Origin of the sequence: Pseudomonas zeae, assembly GCF_014268485.2 — a bacterium.
GTDB lineage: Bacteria > Pseudomonadota > Gammaproteobacteria > Pseudomonadales > Pseudomonadaceae > Aquipseudomonas > Aquipseudomonas neuropathica.
Genome location: NZ_CP077090.1, coordinates 5,868,225 through 5,885,452 on the forward strand (window position 1 = coordinate 5,868,225; position 17,228 = coordinate 5,885,452).

General features: G+C 58.6%; 17 protein-coding genes. 7 read left to right on the forward strand and 10 right to left on the reverse strand.

Going from position 1 to position 17,228, the window contains the following annotated elements; translation table 11 throughout:
* The first annotated feature begins 20 nt into the window (after positions 1-20).
* From HU754_RS25910 to HU754_RS25920, 3 genes are all read left to right on the forward strand, one after another.
* Positions 21-1,334 (forward strand): C4-dicarboxylate transporter DctA, encoded by a 1,314-nt coding sequence (locus HU754_RS25910; RefSeq protein WP_186623971.1) that lies wholly within the window; start codon positions 21-23, stop codon positions 1,332-1,334.
* Positions 1,335-1,417: 83 nt separating this feature from the next.
* Entirely contained in the window at positions 1,418-2,122 is a 705-nt protein-coding gene (locus tag HU754_RS25915) for a FadR/GntR family transcriptional regulator (protein ID WP_034153832.1), read from the forward strand.
* A gap of 18 nt (positions 2,123-2,140) precedes the next feature.
* Positions 2,141-2,851 (forward strand): GntR family transcriptional regulator, encoded by a 711-nt coding sequence (locus tag HU754_RS25920; protein WP_186623972.1) that lies wholly within the window; start codon positions 2,141-2,143, stop codon positions 2,849-2,851.
* A gap of 98 nt (positions 2,852-2,949) precedes the next feature.
* Here the strand turns inward: HU754_RS25920 and yjiA are convergent, their stop codons facing one another.
* The 3 genes from yjiA to HU754_RS25935 form a co-directional block, all read right to left on the reverse strand.
* On the reverse strand, positions 2,950-3,921 hold the full coding sequence (gene yjiA, locus HU754_RS25925) for a GTPase (RefSeq protein WP_186623973.1): 972 nt from the start codon (positions 3,919-3,921) through the stop codon (positions 2,950-2,952).
* A gap of 161 nt (positions 3,922-4,082) precedes the next feature.
* Entirely contained in the window at positions 4,083-4,280 is a 198-nt protein-coding gene (locus HU754_RS25930; RefSeq protein ID WP_003228401.1) for a YbdD/YjiX family protein, read from the reverse strand.
* Positions 4,281-4,295: 15 nt separating this feature from the next.
* The gene (locus HU754_RS25935) at positions 4,296-6,362 is read right to left on the reverse strand and encodes a carbon starvation CstA family protein (protein WP_093434763.1); all 2,067 of its coding nucleotides are present in this window, start codon (positions 6,360-6,362) and stop codon (positions 4,296-4,298) included.
* 159 nt (positions 6,363-6,521) lie between these two features.
* Between HU754_RS25935 and HU754_RS25940 the strand changes: the two genes are divergently transcribed.
* Positions 6,522-6,890: a PilZ domain-containing protein gene (locus tag HU754_RS25940; RefSeq protein WP_186623974.1), complete on the forward strand. Its 369-nt coding sequence runs from the start codon at positions 6,522-6,524 to the stop codon at positions 6,888-6,890.
* A gap of 118 nt (positions 6,891-7,008) precedes the next feature.
* Here HU754_RS25940 and radA read toward each other — a convergent pair whose 3' ends face one another.
* Genes radA through katB form a run of 3 tightly spaced genes read right to left on the reverse strand, consistent with a single transcriptional unit; the run spans position 7,009 to position 10,568 of the window.
* Positions 7,009-8,376, reverse strand: coding sequence for a DNA repair protein RadA (radA, locus tag HU754_RS25945; protein WP_007909773.1), 1,368 nt, complete (start codon positions 8,374-8,376; stop codon positions 7,009-7,011).
* Between the two features lie 45 nt (positions 8,377-8,421).
* The gene (locus HU754_RS25950; protein ID WP_186623975.1) at positions 8,422-8,967 is read right to left on the reverse strand and encodes an ankyrin repeat domain-containing protein; all 546 of its coding nucleotides are present in this window, start codon (positions 8,965-8,967) and stop codon (positions 8,422-8,424) included.
* 59 nt (positions 8,968-9,026) lie between these two features.
* Complete coding sequence (katB, locus tag HU754_RS25955) at positions 9,027-10,568, reverse strand: catalase KatB (RefSeq protein WP_186623976.1); 1,542 nt, start codon at positions 10,566-10,568, stop codon at positions 9,027-9,029.
* Positions 10,569-10,854: 286 nt separating this feature from the next.
* Here katB and mscL point away from each other — a divergent pair, with 286 nt between their 5' ends.
* Positions 10,855-11,268, forward strand: coding sequence for a large-conductance mechanosensitive channel protein MscL (gene mscL, locus HU754_RS25960; RefSeq protein ID WP_093434751.1), 414 nt, complete (start codon positions 10,855-10,857; stop codon positions 11,266-11,268).
* A 46-nt stretch (positions 11,269-11,314) separates the two neighbouring features.
* Here the strand turns inward: mscL and HU754_RS25965 are convergent, their stop codons facing one another.
* On the reverse strand, positions 11,315-12,091 hold the full coding sequence (locus HU754_RS25965) for a ferredoxin--NADP reductase (RefSeq protein WP_186623977.1): 777 nt from the start codon (positions 12,089-12,091) through the stop codon (positions 11,315-11,317).
* Between the two features lie 322 nt (positions 12,092-12,413).
* Here HU754_RS25965 and HU754_RS25970 point away from each other — a divergent pair, with 322 nt between their 5' ends.
* Positions 12,414-13,127 carry an autoinducer binding domain-containing protein gene (locus HU754_RS25970; RefSeq protein WP_186623979.1) on the forward strand — a complete coding sequence of 238 codons (714 nt, stop codon included), beginning with the start codon at positions 12,414-12,416 and terminating at the stop codon, positions 13,125-13,127.
* 177 nt (positions 13,128-13,304) lie between these two features.
* The gene (locus tag HU754_RS25975) at positions 13,305-14,429 is read left to right on the forward strand and encodes a methyltransferase (protein WP_186623981.1); all 1,125 of its coding nucleotides are present in this window, start codon (positions 13,305-13,307) and stop codon (positions 14,427-14,429) included.
* A gap of 73 nt (positions 14,430-14,502) precedes the next feature.
* Here the strand turns inward: HU754_RS25975 and HU754_RS25980 are convergent, their stop codons facing one another.
* From HU754_RS25980 to HU754_RS25990, 3 genes are all read right to left on the reverse strand, one after another.
* Positions 14,503-14,670 carry a DUF2474 domain-containing protein gene (locus HU754_RS25980; protein ID WP_095048725.1) on the reverse strand — a complete coding sequence of 56 codons (168 nt, stop codon included), beginning with the start codon at positions 14,668-14,670 and terminating at the stop codon, positions 14,503-14,505.
* A gap of 79 nt (positions 14,671-14,749) precedes the next feature.
* Positions 14,750-15,757 carry a cytochrome d ubiquinol oxidase subunit II gene (cydB, locus tag HU754_RS25985; protein ID WP_093434736.1) on the reverse strand — a complete coding sequence of 336 codons (1,008 nt, stop codon included), beginning with the start codon at positions 15,755-15,757 and terminating at the stop codon, positions 14,750-14,752.
* A gap of 3 nt (positions 15,758-15,760) precedes the next feature.
* Complete coding sequence (locus HU754_RS25990) at positions 15,761-17,203, reverse strand: cytochrome ubiquinol oxidase subunit I (RefSeq protein WP_186623983.1); 1,443 nt, start codon at positions 17,201-17,203, stop codon at positions 15,761-15,763.
* Positions 17,204-17,228 lie beyond the last annotated feature (25 nt).

A 17,228-nucleotide genomic window follows, 5' to 3' on the forward strand; every position in this document is an offset into this window, starting at 1 on the left:
CACCGACCAGGATTCCTCCCATGCTCAGATGGTGCTCGCGTTCAATCTTCCTCCAAGTGGTTCTCGGACTGATGCTCGGCATCGTCTGCGGGCTGACCCTTCCTGAATACTCGGCCCAGCTCAAACCGCTCGGCGACGGCTTCATCAAACTGATCAAGATGCTCATCGGCCTGATCGTGTTCTGCGTGGTGGTCAGCGGCATCAGCGGTGCCGGCGATCTGAAGAAGGTCGGGCGCATCGGCCTCAAATCGGTGATCTACTTCGAAGTCCTGACCACCATCGCGCTGGTGATCGGCCTGGTCTTCGCCTTCAGCACCGGCATCGGCAGCGGCGCGAATATCCATCTCGAGCAATTGTCCGCCGCCGATATGGGCGATCTCGCCGAACGCGGCCAGCACATGCACACCACCACGCAGTTCCTGATGGACCTGATCCCAACCTCGGTGATCGGCGCCTTCGCCGACAACAACATCCTGCAAGTTCTGCTGTTTTCGGTGCTGTTCGGCAGCGCGTTGAATCTGGTCGGTGAAGCGGCCTCCGGGATCTCCCGACTGATCAACGAACTCAGCCATGTGATCTTCCGGATCATGGGCATGATCGTGCGTCTGGCACCGATCGGCGTGTTCGGTGCCATCGCCTTCACCACCAGCAAATATGGCCTTGATTCCCTGCAACACCTGGGCAGTCTGGTCGGTTTGTTCTACCTGACCTGCATCGCATTCGTCAGCGTGATTCTCGGTCTGGTGATGCGTGCTTCCGGCCTGCGCATGTGGCCGCTGTTGAAGTATCTGCGTGAAGAACTGCTGATCGTCATGGGCACGGCATCGTCCGACGCCGTGCTGCCACAGATCATGCGCAAACTCGAACACCTCGGCATTGGCAGCTCGACCGTGGGTCTGGTGATTCCGACCGGCTACTCGTTCAACCTCGACGGTTTCTCGATCTACCTGACTTTGGCCATTGTGTTCATTGCCAACGCCACCGGCACGCCGCTGGCCATGACCGATTTGCTGACCATTTTGCTGGTTTCGCTGATCACCTCCAAAGGTGCCCACGGCATTCCGGGGTCGGCGCTGGTGATTCTGGCGGCAACATTGACGGCGATTCCGGCTATTCCGGTGGTCGGCCTGGTGTTGGTGTTGGCGGTGGACTGGTTCATGGGCATCGGCCGGGCACTCACCAATCTCATCGGCAACTGCGTCGCTACTGTCGCCATCGCCCGTTGGGAAAAGGACATCGATGTCCAACGCGCCAACAAAGTACTCAGCGGTCAGCAGGGCTACACCTTTCAGCCGCGTAAAGCAGCAACTCCGGCGCACCAGCAGGAGTTCTGATTTCAACCCTGCAGGCGCTGCCGCAAGCGGCGATTTTTTGATCGAATTTGCGGCGGCCCTCGCAGGCACATGGAGCAAGACAAGTGATTACCACATCAACCGTCGTCAACTCAGTCGTAGAAAAACTCCGCGCCGCATTGGCCCGTGGCCAGTGGCGCTCCGGCGACATGCTGCCGGGTCAGCGCGAACTGGCCGAACAACTGGGCATCAGCCGCCCGAGCCTGCGTGAAGCGGTGATCGTCCTGGAAACCCTTGGCCTCGTACGCTCGATGCCAGGCAAAGGCGTAGTCGTACTCGACGCGCAACTCAGCGACAGCCAAAGCCATGACAGTGCAGTCGCCGGCGCCAGCCTCGAAGACGTGCTGCAACTGCGCTACACCCTTGAGCCGTTCATTGTCGGTCTGGTCGCACAATCGATCAGCAGCAAGGAAGTCGGCCAGTTGCGCCTGACCTTGATGGACATGCGCGAAGCCCTCGAAGCCGGCGACAGTGAGGCCGGGGTCAGCGCCTACATCGCCTTCCACGAAGAGCTGTTCACCCTGACCTCGAATCCGATCTTCCAGAGTGTGGTGCAGCAAACCAGCAACGCGCTCAAGCAGAGCGCCGAGGTGCTGCGCAATTCGCCGGAGCATCTGGCCGAGCGCCTGGAAGAAAACGAAGCGGTGGTCCGCGCGATCCGCAGCAAGAACAGCGCCCAGGCCAGCGCTGAAATGCGTCGGCATATTCTGCGCGAAGGCCAGCGCATGGGCATTGAGCTGAATATTCCGGAAGACAACTTGAGTCGCTGATCCAATGGGAGACAGGTCATGAACAGTTTCGCCTCACCGTCGCCAACCCGATCGACTACTGCCCCCCTGCCCTTCTCCCGCCTGCGCGCATCGGTGGAGGATCTGTATCCGCGACTGTTCGATGCGATTCTGGAACAGCGCATCGATTCGGCCAGCCGTTTTACCGAGGACAGTTTGAAAGAGATGTTCGGCGCCAGTCGCGCCGACGTGCGCCGGGTGCTGACCCAACTGTCCCATGAGCACGTCATTGTCTTGCGCGCCAATCACCGGCCGCGGGTGGCGGCACCTGATCGGGAACAAACGCGGCAGGCCCTGCATGCGCGGCGACTGACCGAGAGCACGCTGGTGCGTCTGGCCTGTCAGCGTCCGCAGGCAGACGATTTGAAGCACCTTCGCACGCTGATCGAGCGCGAACGTCAAGCGGTCGAGCAGGATCGGCGGGGTGCGGCGATTCGCTTGTCCGGGGAGTTTCATCTGCAATTGGCGCAAATGGCGGGGAATGCACCGTTAGCGCATTTTCTTGGCAGTCTTGTGCCGCTTACATCATTGGCGATTGCGCGAAGTGAGGGCCAGACGCATAGCTGTTGCGCTTGGAAGGAGCATTTGGCGTTGGTGGAAGCAGTGGAGCGAGGCGATGCTTCCAAGGCCGGGATGCTGATGAATCGGCATTTGGATCTTCTTGAACAGGCACTGCTCGGTTCAGACCTTGAGCATTGTGCTGTCGGTTAGATAGCTATCGCGAGCAGGCTCACTCCTACATTTGAAATGCGTTCCCCTGTAGGAGTGAGCCTGCTCGCGATGGCGTCATTACGGGCACCGAAAGCCCATCAGGCAGAAGCCACTCTGGCAAACCCCGCCCGAATCTTCTCTTCCGGCAAATCATCAGCAATAAACACAATCACACTTTCCCGCGCCTCACCCTCGGCCCATTCGGTATCCCAGTCAAAACCATAAAGCTTCAACACCCCCTGAAACACCAAGCGCCGATCCTCACCCGCGATGTTCAACACACCTTTGTAACGCAGCAATTGCTTGCCGTGTTCTTCGAGCAATTCATTCATGAACTCGCTGAGCTGATCGATATCCAGCGGCTGATCGGTGCGCAATACCAGACTCGAAATACGATCAATTGACGGCGCCTTGCTCACCGGACGCAGGCTCAATCCGCCGCCGAGATCGGCGTTGAGGTTGAAGCCGCGCACATCAAGAAGTTCTGCCAGATCAATGGTGCCGTGCTCGACTACACGAATCGGCGCCCGGCGGTTGATCCGTGTCAGCCGTTCGCTCAGCGCGTTGAACGTGGCTTCGTCGACCAGATCGGTCTTGCTCACCAACAAGCGGTCGGCAAAACCGATCTGCGCCTGGGCGATGGTCTGGGTCAGGTGTACGTCGGCGTGGGCGGCATCGACCAGGGTGATGATGCCGTCGAGCAGGTAGCGCTCGCGCAATTCCTCATCGATGAAAAAGGTCTGCGCCACGGGTGCCGGATCGGCCAGGCCGGTGCACTCGATGACCAGACGATCGAACGCGATCTCACCGCTGTCCAGCCGTTCAAGCAGCAGGTACAGCGCTTTGGTCAGGTCTGTGTGAATGGTGCAGCACACGCAGCCGTTGGCCAGGGTCATGACTTGCACCGGCTCATCACCGAGCAACTGAGTGTCGATGCCAGCGTCGCTGAATTCGTTTTCGATCACGGCGATTTTCAGGCCGTGCTCGGCTTTGAGGATATGGCGCAGCAAAGTGGTCTTGCCAGCGCCGAGGAAACCGCTGAGTACCGTGACCGGGATGGGAGAGGACAAACGCTTTCTCCTTCACAAAATGAATGAACAACACAAAAACAAATGTGGGAGCGAGCCTGCTCGCGAAAGCGGTGTGTCAGTCAAATTATTCATCAACTGACATTCCGTATTCGCGAGCAGGCTCGCTCCCACAGGGATTACCTCAACCTTGCGCTGTCAGTTCAACAGCACTTCGGCCCACCCTTGCCACCGTAACGGGCTTCCTGACGTTCGCGAAAGAACATCTCGTAGCTCATCACCGGTTTGTCCGGGTGCTTGGTTTGCATATGCTCGACGTAGGTGTCGTAGTCGGGCATGCCGACCATCAGGCGCGCGGCCTGACCGAGGTATTTACCGAGGCGACTCAGGTCATTGAACATGGTGCAATCCTCTGGTTACGCATCCGGCAGGGCCTGGAATGGCGATTCTTTATCCGTACGCTCTTTCTTGCCCCAGGCGGCGATGCCGACCTTCAGCGCATAGAACAGGATGCTGAAGACCACGAACAGGAACAGCGCGGTAAGCGTTGCGTTGGTATAAGCGTTGAAGATCACGTGCTGCATCTGCTCGACGCTTTTTGCCGGTGCCAGCACCTGACCATTGGCCAGCGCATCGCTGTATTTCTTGGCCAGCGACAGGAAACCGATCGCCGGGTTGGCATCGAACAGTTTGATGAAGCCGGCAGTCGTGGTGCAGATCAGCAGCCAGGTGGCCGGCAGCAGGGTGACCCAGATGTAGCGCTGGCGCTTCATCTTGATCAGCACCACGGTGCCGAGCATCAGCGCGATACCGGCCAGCATCTGGTTGGAGATACCGAACAATGGCCACAAGGTATTGATGCCGCCCAACGGATCGATCACGCCTTGGTACAGCAACCAGCCCCACATCGCCACACAACCGGCGGTGGCGATCAGGTTGGCAGTCCACGACTCGGTGCGTCTCAGCGCCGGCACGAAAGAACCGAGCAGATCCTGCAGCATGAAGCGCCCGGCACGGGTGCCGGCGTCCACAGCCGTCAGGATGAACAGCGCTTCGAACAGAATCGCGAAGTGGTACCAGAACGCCATGGTGTTTTCACCCGGCAGGACACTGTGCAGGATCTGCGCGATACCGACCGCCAGGGTCGGCGCACCGCCGGCACGGGCCAGAATGGTGGTTTCACCAATGTCATGCGCCACGGCTTGCAGCGCTTCCGGCGTGATCGCGAAGCCCCAGCTGGAAACCACTTGCGCAACCGATGCGACATCACTGCCGACCACAGCAGCCGGGCTGTTCATGGCGAAGTACACGCCAGGCTCGATCACCGACGCGGCAACCATGGCCATGATCGCCACGAACGATTCCATCAACATGCCGCCGTAGCCGATGTAGCGAGCGTTGGTTTCGTTATCCAGCAGCTTCGGCGTGGTGCCCGAAGAGATCAGTGCGTGGAAACCGGATACCGCGCCGCAGGCGATGGTGATGAACAGGAACGGGAACAGACCGCCCTTCCACACCGGGCCAGTGCCGTCGACGAACTGGGTCAGCGCCGGCATTTTCAGCTCGGGCATGGTGATCAGAATACCGATCGCCAGGGCGACGATGGTGCCGATTTTCAGGAACGTCGACAGATAGTCGCGCGGTGCCAGAATCAGCCAAACCGGCAGCGATGCAGCGACGAAACCGTAACCGACCAGCATCCAGGTAATCTGCACGCCGGTGAAGGTGAAGGCCTTGGCCCACACCGGATCAGCGGCGATCTGACCACCGAGCCAGATCGACCCGAGCAGCAGCAACACGCCGACCACGGAGATTTCGCCGATGCGGCCCGGGCGGATGTAGCGCATGTAAATGCCCATGAACATAGCGATCGGGATTGTCGCCATTACGGTGAAGATGCCCCACGGGCTCTCGGCCAATGCTTTAACCACGATCAGCGCCAGCACCGCGAGGATGATGATCATGATCAGGAAGCAGCCGAACAGGGCGATGGTGCCGGGCACGCGGCCCATTTCTTCACGCACCATGTCGCCCAGGGAACGGCCGTTGCGCCGGGTCGACATGAACAGCACCATGAAGTCCTGCACCGCGCCCGCCAGCACCACGCCGGCAATCAGCCAGAGCGTGCCGGGCAAGTAGCCCATCTGCGCGGCCAGCACCGGGCCGACCAGAGGTCCGGCGCCAGCGATGGCGGCAAAGTGGTGACCGAAAAGAATGTGTTTGTTGGTCGGCACATAGTCCAGACCGTCGTTGTTGAGCACGGCGGGGGTGGCCCGACGCGGGTCCAGTTGCATCACATTGTTGGCGATGAACAGACTGTAGTAACGGTACGCAACCAGATAAATGGCCACAGCGGCGACCACAATCCACAAGGCGTTGATTGCCTCGCCGCGGCGCAATGCCACTACGCCAAGGGCGCACGCTCCTACGATTGCCAGCACTAGCCAGGGTAAGTGGCGTAGCAGGCTATTATTATTTTTCATTTTATTATTCCAGCCAGGGTGGACAAGAAAGACAGCCACCCCGAGTTTAGCGCTTACGGCGCCAAAGGCCATACCCCGACATTGGTCTAGACGCCTTAACGATTGGCTGCGACCGACTGGTCGGGTCTATAGTCAGCAAACCTTCGTGAGGATTGCGCCATGAGCCAGCACCCAGCTGAGCGTCGCCGCTTCAAACGTATCGCGTTCGATGCCAAGACTGAATTGAGTCAGGGCGAGTACATCTGGCCGGTCAAATTGATTGATCTGTCGCTCAAGGGTCTGTTGATCGATAAACCCGAGCCGTGGCTAGGTGATCGGGAGCGGCATTTTCTGGTCGATATTCATCTGAACGATGAGGTCGGCATCAAGATGGAGGTGCAACTGACCCACGACGACCATGGCCAGCTCGGCTTCGTCTGCAAGCACATCAGCCTGGAGTCCATCGAACGCCTGCGGCGCTTGATTGAGTTCAACCTGGGTGACCCGCAGGAGCTGGAACGCGAACTGGGTGCCTTGATCGAAATCTAGCCATCACTGCAAATCCCCTGTGGGAGCGAGCCTGCTCGCGAAGACGGTGTGTCATTGAGCAATGATGCCGACTGACACGGCCCCTTCGCGAGCAGGCTCGCTCCCACAGGTTCGGAGTTCACTCAAACAATGCGTCGAGGGCCTGTTCGAGGCGGGTCACGGCGATGATCTGCAAACCCGGAGGCGATTCCTTCGGCGCATTGCCCTTCGGCACGATCGCCCGCTTGAAGCCATGCTTGGCCGCCTCCTTCAGACGCTCCTGTCCACTCGGCACCGGGCGCACTTCGCCCGACAACCCGACCTCACCGAACACCAGCAGATCATGCGGCAACGGCCGGTTGCGCAAGCTCGACATGACCGCCGCCATCAACGCCAGATCCGATGCTGTCTCCAACACCTTTACCCCACCGACCACGTTAAGGAACACGTCCTGATCATGGGTCGGAATGCCGCCATGGCGATGCAAAACTGCGAGCAACATCGCCAAACGGTTTTGATCCAGCCCCAGCGTCACCCGACGCGGATTGGCCAGATGGCTGTCATCAACCAGCGCCTGCACTTCCACCAGCATCGGCCGCGTGCCTTCCCACGTGGCCATGACCACGCTGCCGGGGACTTCTTCCTGCGCACGAGTGAGAAAAATCGCCGAAGGGTTGGAGACTTCTTTCAACCCCTTGTCGGTCATGCCGAACACACCGAGTTCGTTGACCGCACCGAAACGGTTTTTCACCGCACGCAGCAAACGCAAACGCCCATCGGACTCGCCTTCGAAATACAGCACAGTGTCTACCATGTGCTCCAAGACGCGAGGACCGGCCAGCGCGCCCTCCTTGGTCACGTGGCCGACGAGAAAAATCGCCGTGCCGCTCTGTTTTGCATAACGCACCAGCAGCGCCGCGCTCTCACGTACCTGGGAAACACCGCCGGGGGCCGATTGCAGCTGTTCGGTGAAGATCGTCTGGATCGAGTCGATCACCATCACCTTGGGCTTTTCCTGACGGGCGGTGGCGATGATGGTTTCGATGCAGGTTTCGGTCATTACCCGCAGTTGATCCTGCGGTAAGCCGAGGCGCCGGGCACGCATGGCCACTTGCTGTTGGGATTCTTCGCCGGTGACGTAGAGAGCCGGCATGCTTTTGGCCAGGTTGCACAAGGTCTGCAACAGAATGGTCGATTTGCCGATACCCGGATCACCGCCGATCAGCACCACAGAGCCGTCGACCAGACCGCCACCGAGGACCCGGTCCAGCTCACCCGACGCTGTGGAAAAGCGCGGAATTTCTTCGATGCTGACTTCGGCCAGGGTCTTGATCTGCGCCTGCTGCCCGGCCCAGCCGGTGCGGCCGGTCGGTGCCGTGGCGCCGCCGCTTTCGATCATGGTCTCGGTCAGGGTGTTCCAGGCGCCGCACTCGCCGCACTGGCCCGCCCACTTGGGAAAGGTTGCGCCGCACTCGGTGCAACCGTACATGCGCTTGGCCTTGGCCATCAGAACCCCCGACAAAAACCGCGATGATAACGCACGTACCGCCGATCAGCGCGGCGCCGCACTACGGATTTCGCCACTGGCCAGACGCGCGGCGCTATTACCCAACGGATCTTCGGCATTCAGGTCCGCGCCCTTGGCCTTCAGCGCATCGAGCAATTCCAGACGCTTGAACAATCCGGCGTACATGGCTGCCGTCTGCCCGGCGCCATTGCGCTGATCGGGGCTGCAATCGGTGGCCATCAAGCGTCGGGCGATCTGTACTTCACCTTTGAAAATCGCCCCCATCAGCGCGGTGTTGCCACGTTGATCCTGGGCACAGGCACCGGCACCGGCTGCAAGTAAGCGCTCCACGGCCGGAGCCTGACCGTGATAGGCCGCCAGAATCAGCGCGGTGTAACCCTTGCTGTCGCGGGTGTCGAGGGAATACCCGGACTCGATGAACGTGTCGAGCATCGGCACATCACCGCGTCGGGCCGCATCGAAGTAATAGTCGCGCAGTTGCGCCTGGATTGCCTCGGGACTCTGCTCGACCGGTGCCGCCCATGCCGCGAACGACAGGCAACCGGCCAAGAGTAAAAGACAGCTTCGCATCAGCATTCTCCTTTAACGGAACGGGGCCTGACTCAGGCCCCGCGTGCGCTGCATCGGTATCAGTCGACCAGTTTCGCTGCCAGCGCCTTGACCCGGCTCAGGTCGCCTTTGGCCACTTCAGTGACGCCAGTGCCATATTCCGGATCGGCCTTATAAAGGAAGGACAGGATGATGTGCTTGCTCTCATCATCGGTGGTTGCCAGCGAGCCGCCGAAGCTGTCGATCAGGTCCCGGCGTTCTTGCTTGCTGAACGAGCGATACAGATCGCCGGCCTGCTTGAAGTTCTGCTCACGCTGGATTTTCGCCTGCTGGGTGCTGCCCGATAGCGCCGATTGGCTGTAGCGCGCGCTTGGCGTCTCGTCACGGGGTTGCAGTCGGCTTGGCTGGTAGTTCACACCGCTGTTGCTGGCACCGAAGTTCATTGCGCCATCCTGATTGCCATTGTTCACGGCAACTTTCGGCGCATTAATCGGCAATTGCAGGGCATTGGCACCCAGGCGATACATTTGCGTATCGGCATAGGAGAACACTCGACCTTGTAACAAACGGTCTTCGGAAGGTTCGATACCTGGAACTACATTGGCTGGCGCCATGGCCACTTGTTCGGTTTCCTGGAAGACATTCGCCGGATTACGGTTCAACACCATTTGTCCAACTTTTCGCTCAGGAATACCTGGCCAGATCTTGGTGGCGTCTAATGGATCAAAATCAAACTTGGACAAATCTTGTGGTTTCAGCACTTGAATGTACAAGTCCCATTTCGGGAAGTTACCTTTATTAATGTTGCTCACCAGGTCATTGGTCATATGACTGTAGTCTTGACCCTGAACATTCGCGACTTGTTTTGGCGCGAGGTTATTAAGTCCCTGCAAGCTCTTCCAGTGAAACTTGACGTAGTGGGCTTCACCCTTGGCATTAATCAACTTGTAAGCATGAACACCATTACCATCCATTTCTCGATAACTGGCCGGCGTTCCCGAATTCGAATACAACTCGGTCAGGGTACGGGTGGCTTCCGGTACATGGGAGAAGAAGTCGAATCGGCGCGAATCGTCGTCAAGATTAGTCCGCGGATCCGGTTTGAACGCATGCACCATGTCGGGAAACTTGATCGCGTCACGGATGAAAAAGGTCGGGAAATTGTTGCCGACCAGGTCCCAGTTGCCGTCGGCCGTGTAGAACTTGGTGGCGAAACCTCGTGGATCGCGCAGGGTTTCCGGCGAGTGATTACCGTGCACCACCGCAGAGAAGCGTACGAACACCGGTGTGCTCTGGCCAGCAGCAAACACTTTGGCCTTGCTCAGGTCGCTGAGATCGTTGGTGACCGTGAACGTGCCATGGGCGCCAGTGCCGCGGGCGTGAACCACGCGCTCGGGAATGCGCTCGCGATCGAAGCGCTGCAGCTTCTGAATCAACTGCACATCCTGCAGCAGCACCGGGCCGCTGGCACCGGCGGTCTGCGAGTTCTGATTGTCGCCGACGGCTGCACCGTTATCGCGGGTCAGGGGCGCGGCGTTAACCGAAAAGGTCAACAGGCTGGCGGTGAGTACACCGAGGGTGCGGCGACGGGGAAAAGCCCCCAGTCCAAGTGCGGAATTCATATCAGGATCCTCTGGTTGTTTTGGGGCGCATCCAGATGCGCCAACCCAAGGCTAGAGGCCTGCGGCGTTGAACATAAATAGAAAGAACGTAACACCATGATTGAGAAAATTGGCTTTCCGATCAGCGAGTTACAGTATATTTCGCGCGCGATTGATGGCACTTTGCAAACTAATCGCCAATTGATGTGTCGATAAAAACGGGCATTGTAAGAAGGTGTTTCGCGCAGGACGCGTTTTGCTGATTTACACTGCGTACACCAAACTCATCTGTAACAAGGAAATAACTATGGGCGTGCTTAGCGAGTTCAAGGCCTTCGCGGTCAAAGGCAATGTGGTCGACATGGCCGTTGGTATCATCATCGGTGCTGCCTTCGGCAAGATTGTTTCGTCATTTGTCGGTGACGTCATCATGCCGCCAATCGGCCTGTTGATCGGTGGGGTGGACTTCAGTGATCTGGCCGTCACGCTCAAGGCCGCCGAGGGCAATGCGCCTGCAGTGGTAATGGCCTACGGCAAATTCCTGCAGACCATTCTGGACTTCGTGATCGTCGCGTTCGCCATTTTCATGGGTGTCAAAGCGATCAACCGCCTCAAACGCGAAGAAGCCGTGGCCCCTACCCTGCCACCGGTTCCGACCAAGGAAGAAGAGTTGCTGGGCGAGATCCGCGACTTGCTCAAGGCCCAGAACACCCGGCCCTGAATGCTGTGCACGATAGAAACAACGGCGCCTTCGAGGCGCCGTTTGTTTACCAGTAATTTTCCACAGCCACCTGACCGGGCCGGCGGGTCAGGCTGAGGCTCATGTGGCGTTTTTTCAGTAGCGCGCGGGTGTCATCGATCATCTGTGGATTACCGCACAGCATGACGCGCGAGTGCTCCGCCGACAGCTCCACACCCGCGGCGCGCTCCAGTTCACCATTTTCAATCAGGGTAGTGATGCGCCCGTGCAATGCGTCAGGATGCGCTTCACGTGTCACCGTCGTGATGAACTGCAATTTGTGCGCATGTTCGCTGAGGTATTCACGCTGCGTGAGTCCGGCAATCAACGCCTGATAGGCCAACTCCCGCGCCTCGCGCACGCTGTACACCAGAATGATTCGCTCGAATTTTTCCCAGACTTCGAAGTCCTGCAAAATCGACAGAAACGGCGCCACCCCGGTGCCTGTGGATAACAGCCACAGATCGCGACCGTCGACGAAACGGTCCAGCGTCAGGTAGCCGAAAGCCTGGCGATCCACCAGCAAGGTGTCGCCGACCTGCAGCCGACTCAGCTCACTGGTGAACTCCCCGCCCGGCACGACAATGGAAAAGAACTCAAGAAACTCGTCAAAAGGCGACGACACCATCGAATAGGCACGCCACACAATGCTGCCATCGGCTTTGGCCACACCGAGCCTGGCAAACTGCCCGGCGCGGAAACGGAACCCTGCATCCCGACTGGTACGCAAGGTAAACAGGCTTGGGGTCAAGGGTTGAACATCAAGCAATATCTGCGTGGTGTATTTCTCGGCACTGGCGGTCATGAGGCACTCCATTGAACGATTGCTGCCAGTGTCGCGCATATTGGTCGCCTTAAACACCGACGATGAGTAATGGCATTCAGCTATTCACCTACATGAATAGAAACTCAACTCATCAAGAAACCTTAAATGTAAAACTGAAAGTTAGGATGACGACCTGAATACTAAACGCCGTCATCGCTAAGAACCTTTTATAAAAACATTCTCACCATCAATATCGAAAAAATTTAATGCTCCCTGTATGAAACGTCCTACACTCCGTTGCGTGCCGGATCTTTTGGATCCATTTTGTGCCCCCCCCCGCAATACCAATGGAGACTCTGTAATGGAAACGTGGAAGGAGTCGCAGTTAAAGCAACTGACTTTCGCCAGGGATATAGACGCTGCTTATACGATTCTGTTGAGATTCGCAGAAAACCTGGGCTTTAATTTTTGTGCCATTTCGGTCACTTCACCCAATCGGGAACTACGTCTTGATCCCTTGCAAATCAACAACTACCCCAAAGAATGGAACGCACAATATGATCAGAAACATTACAGTAAAATCGACCCACTGATAGCACACTGTAATCACTCAATGATGCCCATCGTCTGGAGCGAATCAGTGTTCGCAGATAAGCCTCAGCTTTGGCAGGGTTTGCAGCAATATGGACTGCAATATGGCTGGTCACAGTCGTTCCACCATGAGCAAAGCGGTTTGTGCAGCATTATCAGCCTGGCGCGCAAGCATTGCCCCATCAGTCCTCTGGAGTTGTATGAACATTTTGGTTATATGTTCTACGCCACCAGTCACCTGAGTGAACTGTTCGCCCGGACGCTGCCGCCCCAATCTCTCAAGCCCCGCCAACCGCACCTGTCGCCCCGCGAACTGGAGGTTCTGCAATTGTCAGCCGGCGGCAAGACCGCTTATGAGATTTCGAAAATCCTCAGCCTGAGCGAACGCACCGTGAACTACCACGTGCAGAACGTCATCGAGAAACTCAACGTCTGCAACAAGATTTCCGCTGTCATCGCGGCCGCCAGAGCCGGCATCATCTAATCAAGCAGTCTTGCGTCCCATATAAAACGTGCAGGTAATAACCAAGAAAAAAACGTACCATTCGCGACCCTCCTGAGTGATGACGTGAACGTTCGGCGTTGCAGTACACTCGGTCGGTGCCGCAGCACAATGTCAGGGCTGTGGAACACCCCGTTGATTACCCTGAGTTCCCGTCCCATGCCTTTGCTTGATACGCCCTTTGCCCAACTCGACCTGATCCGCCAGCCCGAACAGCAGAACGAACCGCTGCAAGCCTTCGATGCCGCTGACGAATACCTGCTCAACCATCTGGCGGCGCAGCAACCGGCGGCGGACACGCACGTATTGGTGCTCAACGACAGCTTCGGTGCCTTGGCTGCCAGTTTGTCAGGCAAGGTCAGGGTCAGTAGCAGCGGTGACTCATTCCTCGGTTTCCAGGGGTTGGAAAAAAACCTGCTGCGCAATGGTCAGGCATTCGACGCTGTTCGCGGGATCCCCGCCAGCGAGCCATTGGTCGGACCGTTTGATCGGGTGCTGATCCGCGTGCCGAAAACCCTAGCACTGCTGGAAGAACAACTGATCCGCTTGCAGGGGCAACTCACGCCCGGCGCCGAAGTCGTCGCAGCGGCCATGGTCAAACACCTGCCACGCGCCGCCGGTGATCTGCTTGAACGCTACATTGGCCCGGTGCAAGCTTCGCTGGCGGTGAAAAAGGCTCGCTTGCTGATTGCCACGCCTGAAGCAAAAGCCCCGGCCGTCTCGCCCTACCCGTCACGCTATCGCCTCGACGAGCCACCGATCGAGTTGCTCAACCACGCCAACGTGTTCTGTCGCGAAGGCCTGGATATCGGCACGCGAGCCTTCCTGCCGCATCTGTCGAAAAATCTGGGGAGCGCCCGAGTCGCCGATCTGGGCTGTGGCAACGGTGTACTGGCAATCGCGAGTGCTCTGCAGAACCCTGATGCGCACTACACGCTGGTTGACGAGTCGTACATGGCGGTGCAATCGGCTAGCGAAAACTGGCGCGCAGCACTGGGCGATCGCGAAGTGATCGTGCGGGCCGGCGACGGTCTGGCCGGACAGGAAGCGCAGTCGCTGGACGTGGTGCTGTGCAATCCGCCGTTTCATCAGCAGCAGGTGGTGGGCGATTTCCTCGCCTGGCGCATGTTCCAGCAGGCGCGCGAAGCGTTGGTGGTGGGTGGCGCGCTGTACATCGTCGGCAACCGTCATCTGGGTTACCACAGCAAACTGGCGCGGCTGTTCCGCGGCGTCGAGCAAGTGGCCGCCACACCGAAATTCGTCATTCTTAAAGCGCGCAAGTAAACCTCAAGGCAAAAAAAACCCTCCGTGAGGAGGGTTGCAAAGCCGTACCCGAAGGCGCCGGGACGGGGATGATTCAGTGCGTGGTCAGGCCTGCCGCGTTCATGAACAGGCGCATCAGGCTGGCGGCGATAAACAGCACGCCGACGCTACCGACCCAGATCAAGGCCAACCAGCCGAGCCGCTGCCACAGCGGTTTTTTTTCGGCTTCTTCAATGTCGTGCAGGGAATGTTTGCCGGTCATTGTTTCGATCCTCATCAGTCAGATCGATGGCGCCGTTGCCGACGCCATCGCGAGCAAGCTCGCTGCCAAAGGGTTTCGCTTAGTGATAACCGTCCTCATGGGTGACCTTGCCGCGGAACACGTAGTAGCTCCAGAAGGTGTAACCCAGGATGAACGGAATGATGAACAGCGTACCCACCAGCATGAAGCCCTGACTTTGCGGCGGTGCGGCGGCGTCCCAGATCGAGATCGACGGCGGCACGATATTCGGCCACAGGCTGATGCCCAGACCGCTGTAGCCGAGGAAGATCAGTACCAGGGTCAGCAGGAACGGCATGTAGTTGGCATTGCGCGCCACAGCGCGGATCAGGCCGTACATTGTCACCAACACCAGAATCGGCACCGGCATGAACCAGAACAGGTTCGGCATGCTGAACCAGCGCGAAGCAATTTCCGGGTGTGCCAGCGGTGTCCACAGGCTGACGACACCGATCACCGCCAACAGCACGAATGCCAGTGGCCGCGCCAGATTGTGCATTTGCTCTTGCAACTTGCCTTCGGTTTTCATGATCAGCCAGGTGCAGCCGAGCAAGGCATACGCCACCACGAGTGCGGCGCCGCAGAACAGGGTGAACGGTGTCAGCCAGTCCAGTGAGCCGCCGGCGAACTGCCGATTGACCACCGGCAAGCCGTCGATGAACGCGCCCAGCGCCACGCCCTGGAAGAACGTCGCCGCCACCGAGCCGCCGATAAACGCCTTGTCCCACAAGTGGCGCTTGTCGTCCTTGGCCTTGAAGCGGAACTCGAACGCCACGCCGCGGAAGATCAATCCGATCAGCATGAAGATCAGCGGCAAGTACAGCGCCGACAACACCACCGAATAAGCCAGCGGGAAGGCGCCGAACAACGCCGCGCCGCCCAGTACCAGCCAGGTTTCGTTGCCGTCCCAGACCGGGGCGACCGTGTTCATCATTACGTCACGGTCGACTTTGCCCGGGATGAACGGGAAGAGAATCCCGATGCCCAGATCGAAGCCGTCCATGACCACGTACATCATGATGCCGAAGATGATGATCACGGCCCAGATCAGCGGAAGATCAATACCCATGGCTCAAATCTCCTTGGTCAGGCTGGGGGTGTCGTGATCGGCATCGGCCGAATCGTCGGCGGCGGACAACGGACGCGCCGGCGTACGCTGCTTGCCTGGACCACCGTCCGGCGTCTCGGCGCCTTCGCTGATCTTCGGCCCTTTGCGCACCAGGCGCATCATGTAGCCGAGACCTGCGCCGAACAGGGCGAAATACACCACCACAAACATGATCAGGGTGATGCTCATCTGCATGAAGCTGTGGTTTGAAGACGCATCCGCCGTGCGCATCAGTCCGTAGACCACCCACGGCTGACGACCGATTTCGGTGGTGAACCAGCCAGCGAGAATCGCGATCAGGCCCGACGGTCCCATCCACAACGCCAGATAGAGGAACGGGCGCGAGGTGTAGAGCGTGTCGCGTTTACGCAGCCACAGGCTCCACAGACCGGTGAAGATCATCAGGAAACCGAGGCCGACCATGATCCGGAACGACCAGAATACAATGGTCGAATTCGGCCGGTCTTGCGGCGGGAATTCCTTGAGCGCCGGCACCTGTTTGTCCAGCGAGTGAGTGAGGATCAGACTGCCGAGGTACGGGATCTCCACGGCGAATCTGGTTTTCTCTTCTTTCATGTCCGGCCAGCCGAACAGGATCAGCGGCGTCGCTTCGTCGCCCTTGTTTTCCCAGTGACCTTCGATCGCGGCGATTTTCGCCGGCTGATGCTCGAGCGTATTCAGGCCATGGAAGTCGCCGATGACGGCCTGGATCGGCGCGACGATCAGCGCCATCCACATCGCCATCGACAGCATCGTGCGGATCGCCGGATTGTCCTTGCCGCGCAGCAAGTGCCAGGCCGCCGAAGAGCCGACGAAGAACGCCGTGGCGACAAACGCAGCCGTGGCCATGTGCATCAGACGATAAGGGAACGAAGGGTTGAAAATGATTGCCAGCCAGTCGGTGGGGATTACCTGACCGTTGACGATCTCGAAGCCCTGCGGGGTCTGCATCCAGCTATTGGACGCGAGAATCCAGAACGTCGAAATCAGCGTGCCGATGGCCACCATGACGGTGGAAAAGAAGTGCAGCCCACGTCCGACCTTATTCCAGCCAAACAGCATCACCCCGAGGAAACCGGCCTCAAGGAAGAATGCCGTGAGCACTTCATAGGTCAGCAACGGCCCGGTGACGGCGCCGGCGAAGTCCGAGAAGCGGCTCCAGTTGGTGCCGAACTGGTAGGCCATGACGAGACCCGAGACCACGCCCATGCCGAAGTTGACGGCAAAGATCTTCGACCAGAAATGGTAAAGGTCACGGTAGGTGTCGTTATGGGTTTTCAGCCACAAGCCTTCGAGCACCGCGAGGTAACTCGCCAGGCCGATGGTGATGGCCGGGAACAGGATGTGGAACGAAATGGTGAACGCGAACTGAATTCGGGCGAGATCGAGTGCCTCTAAACCGAACATAAGTCTTCCTCTGTCAGGTAATACC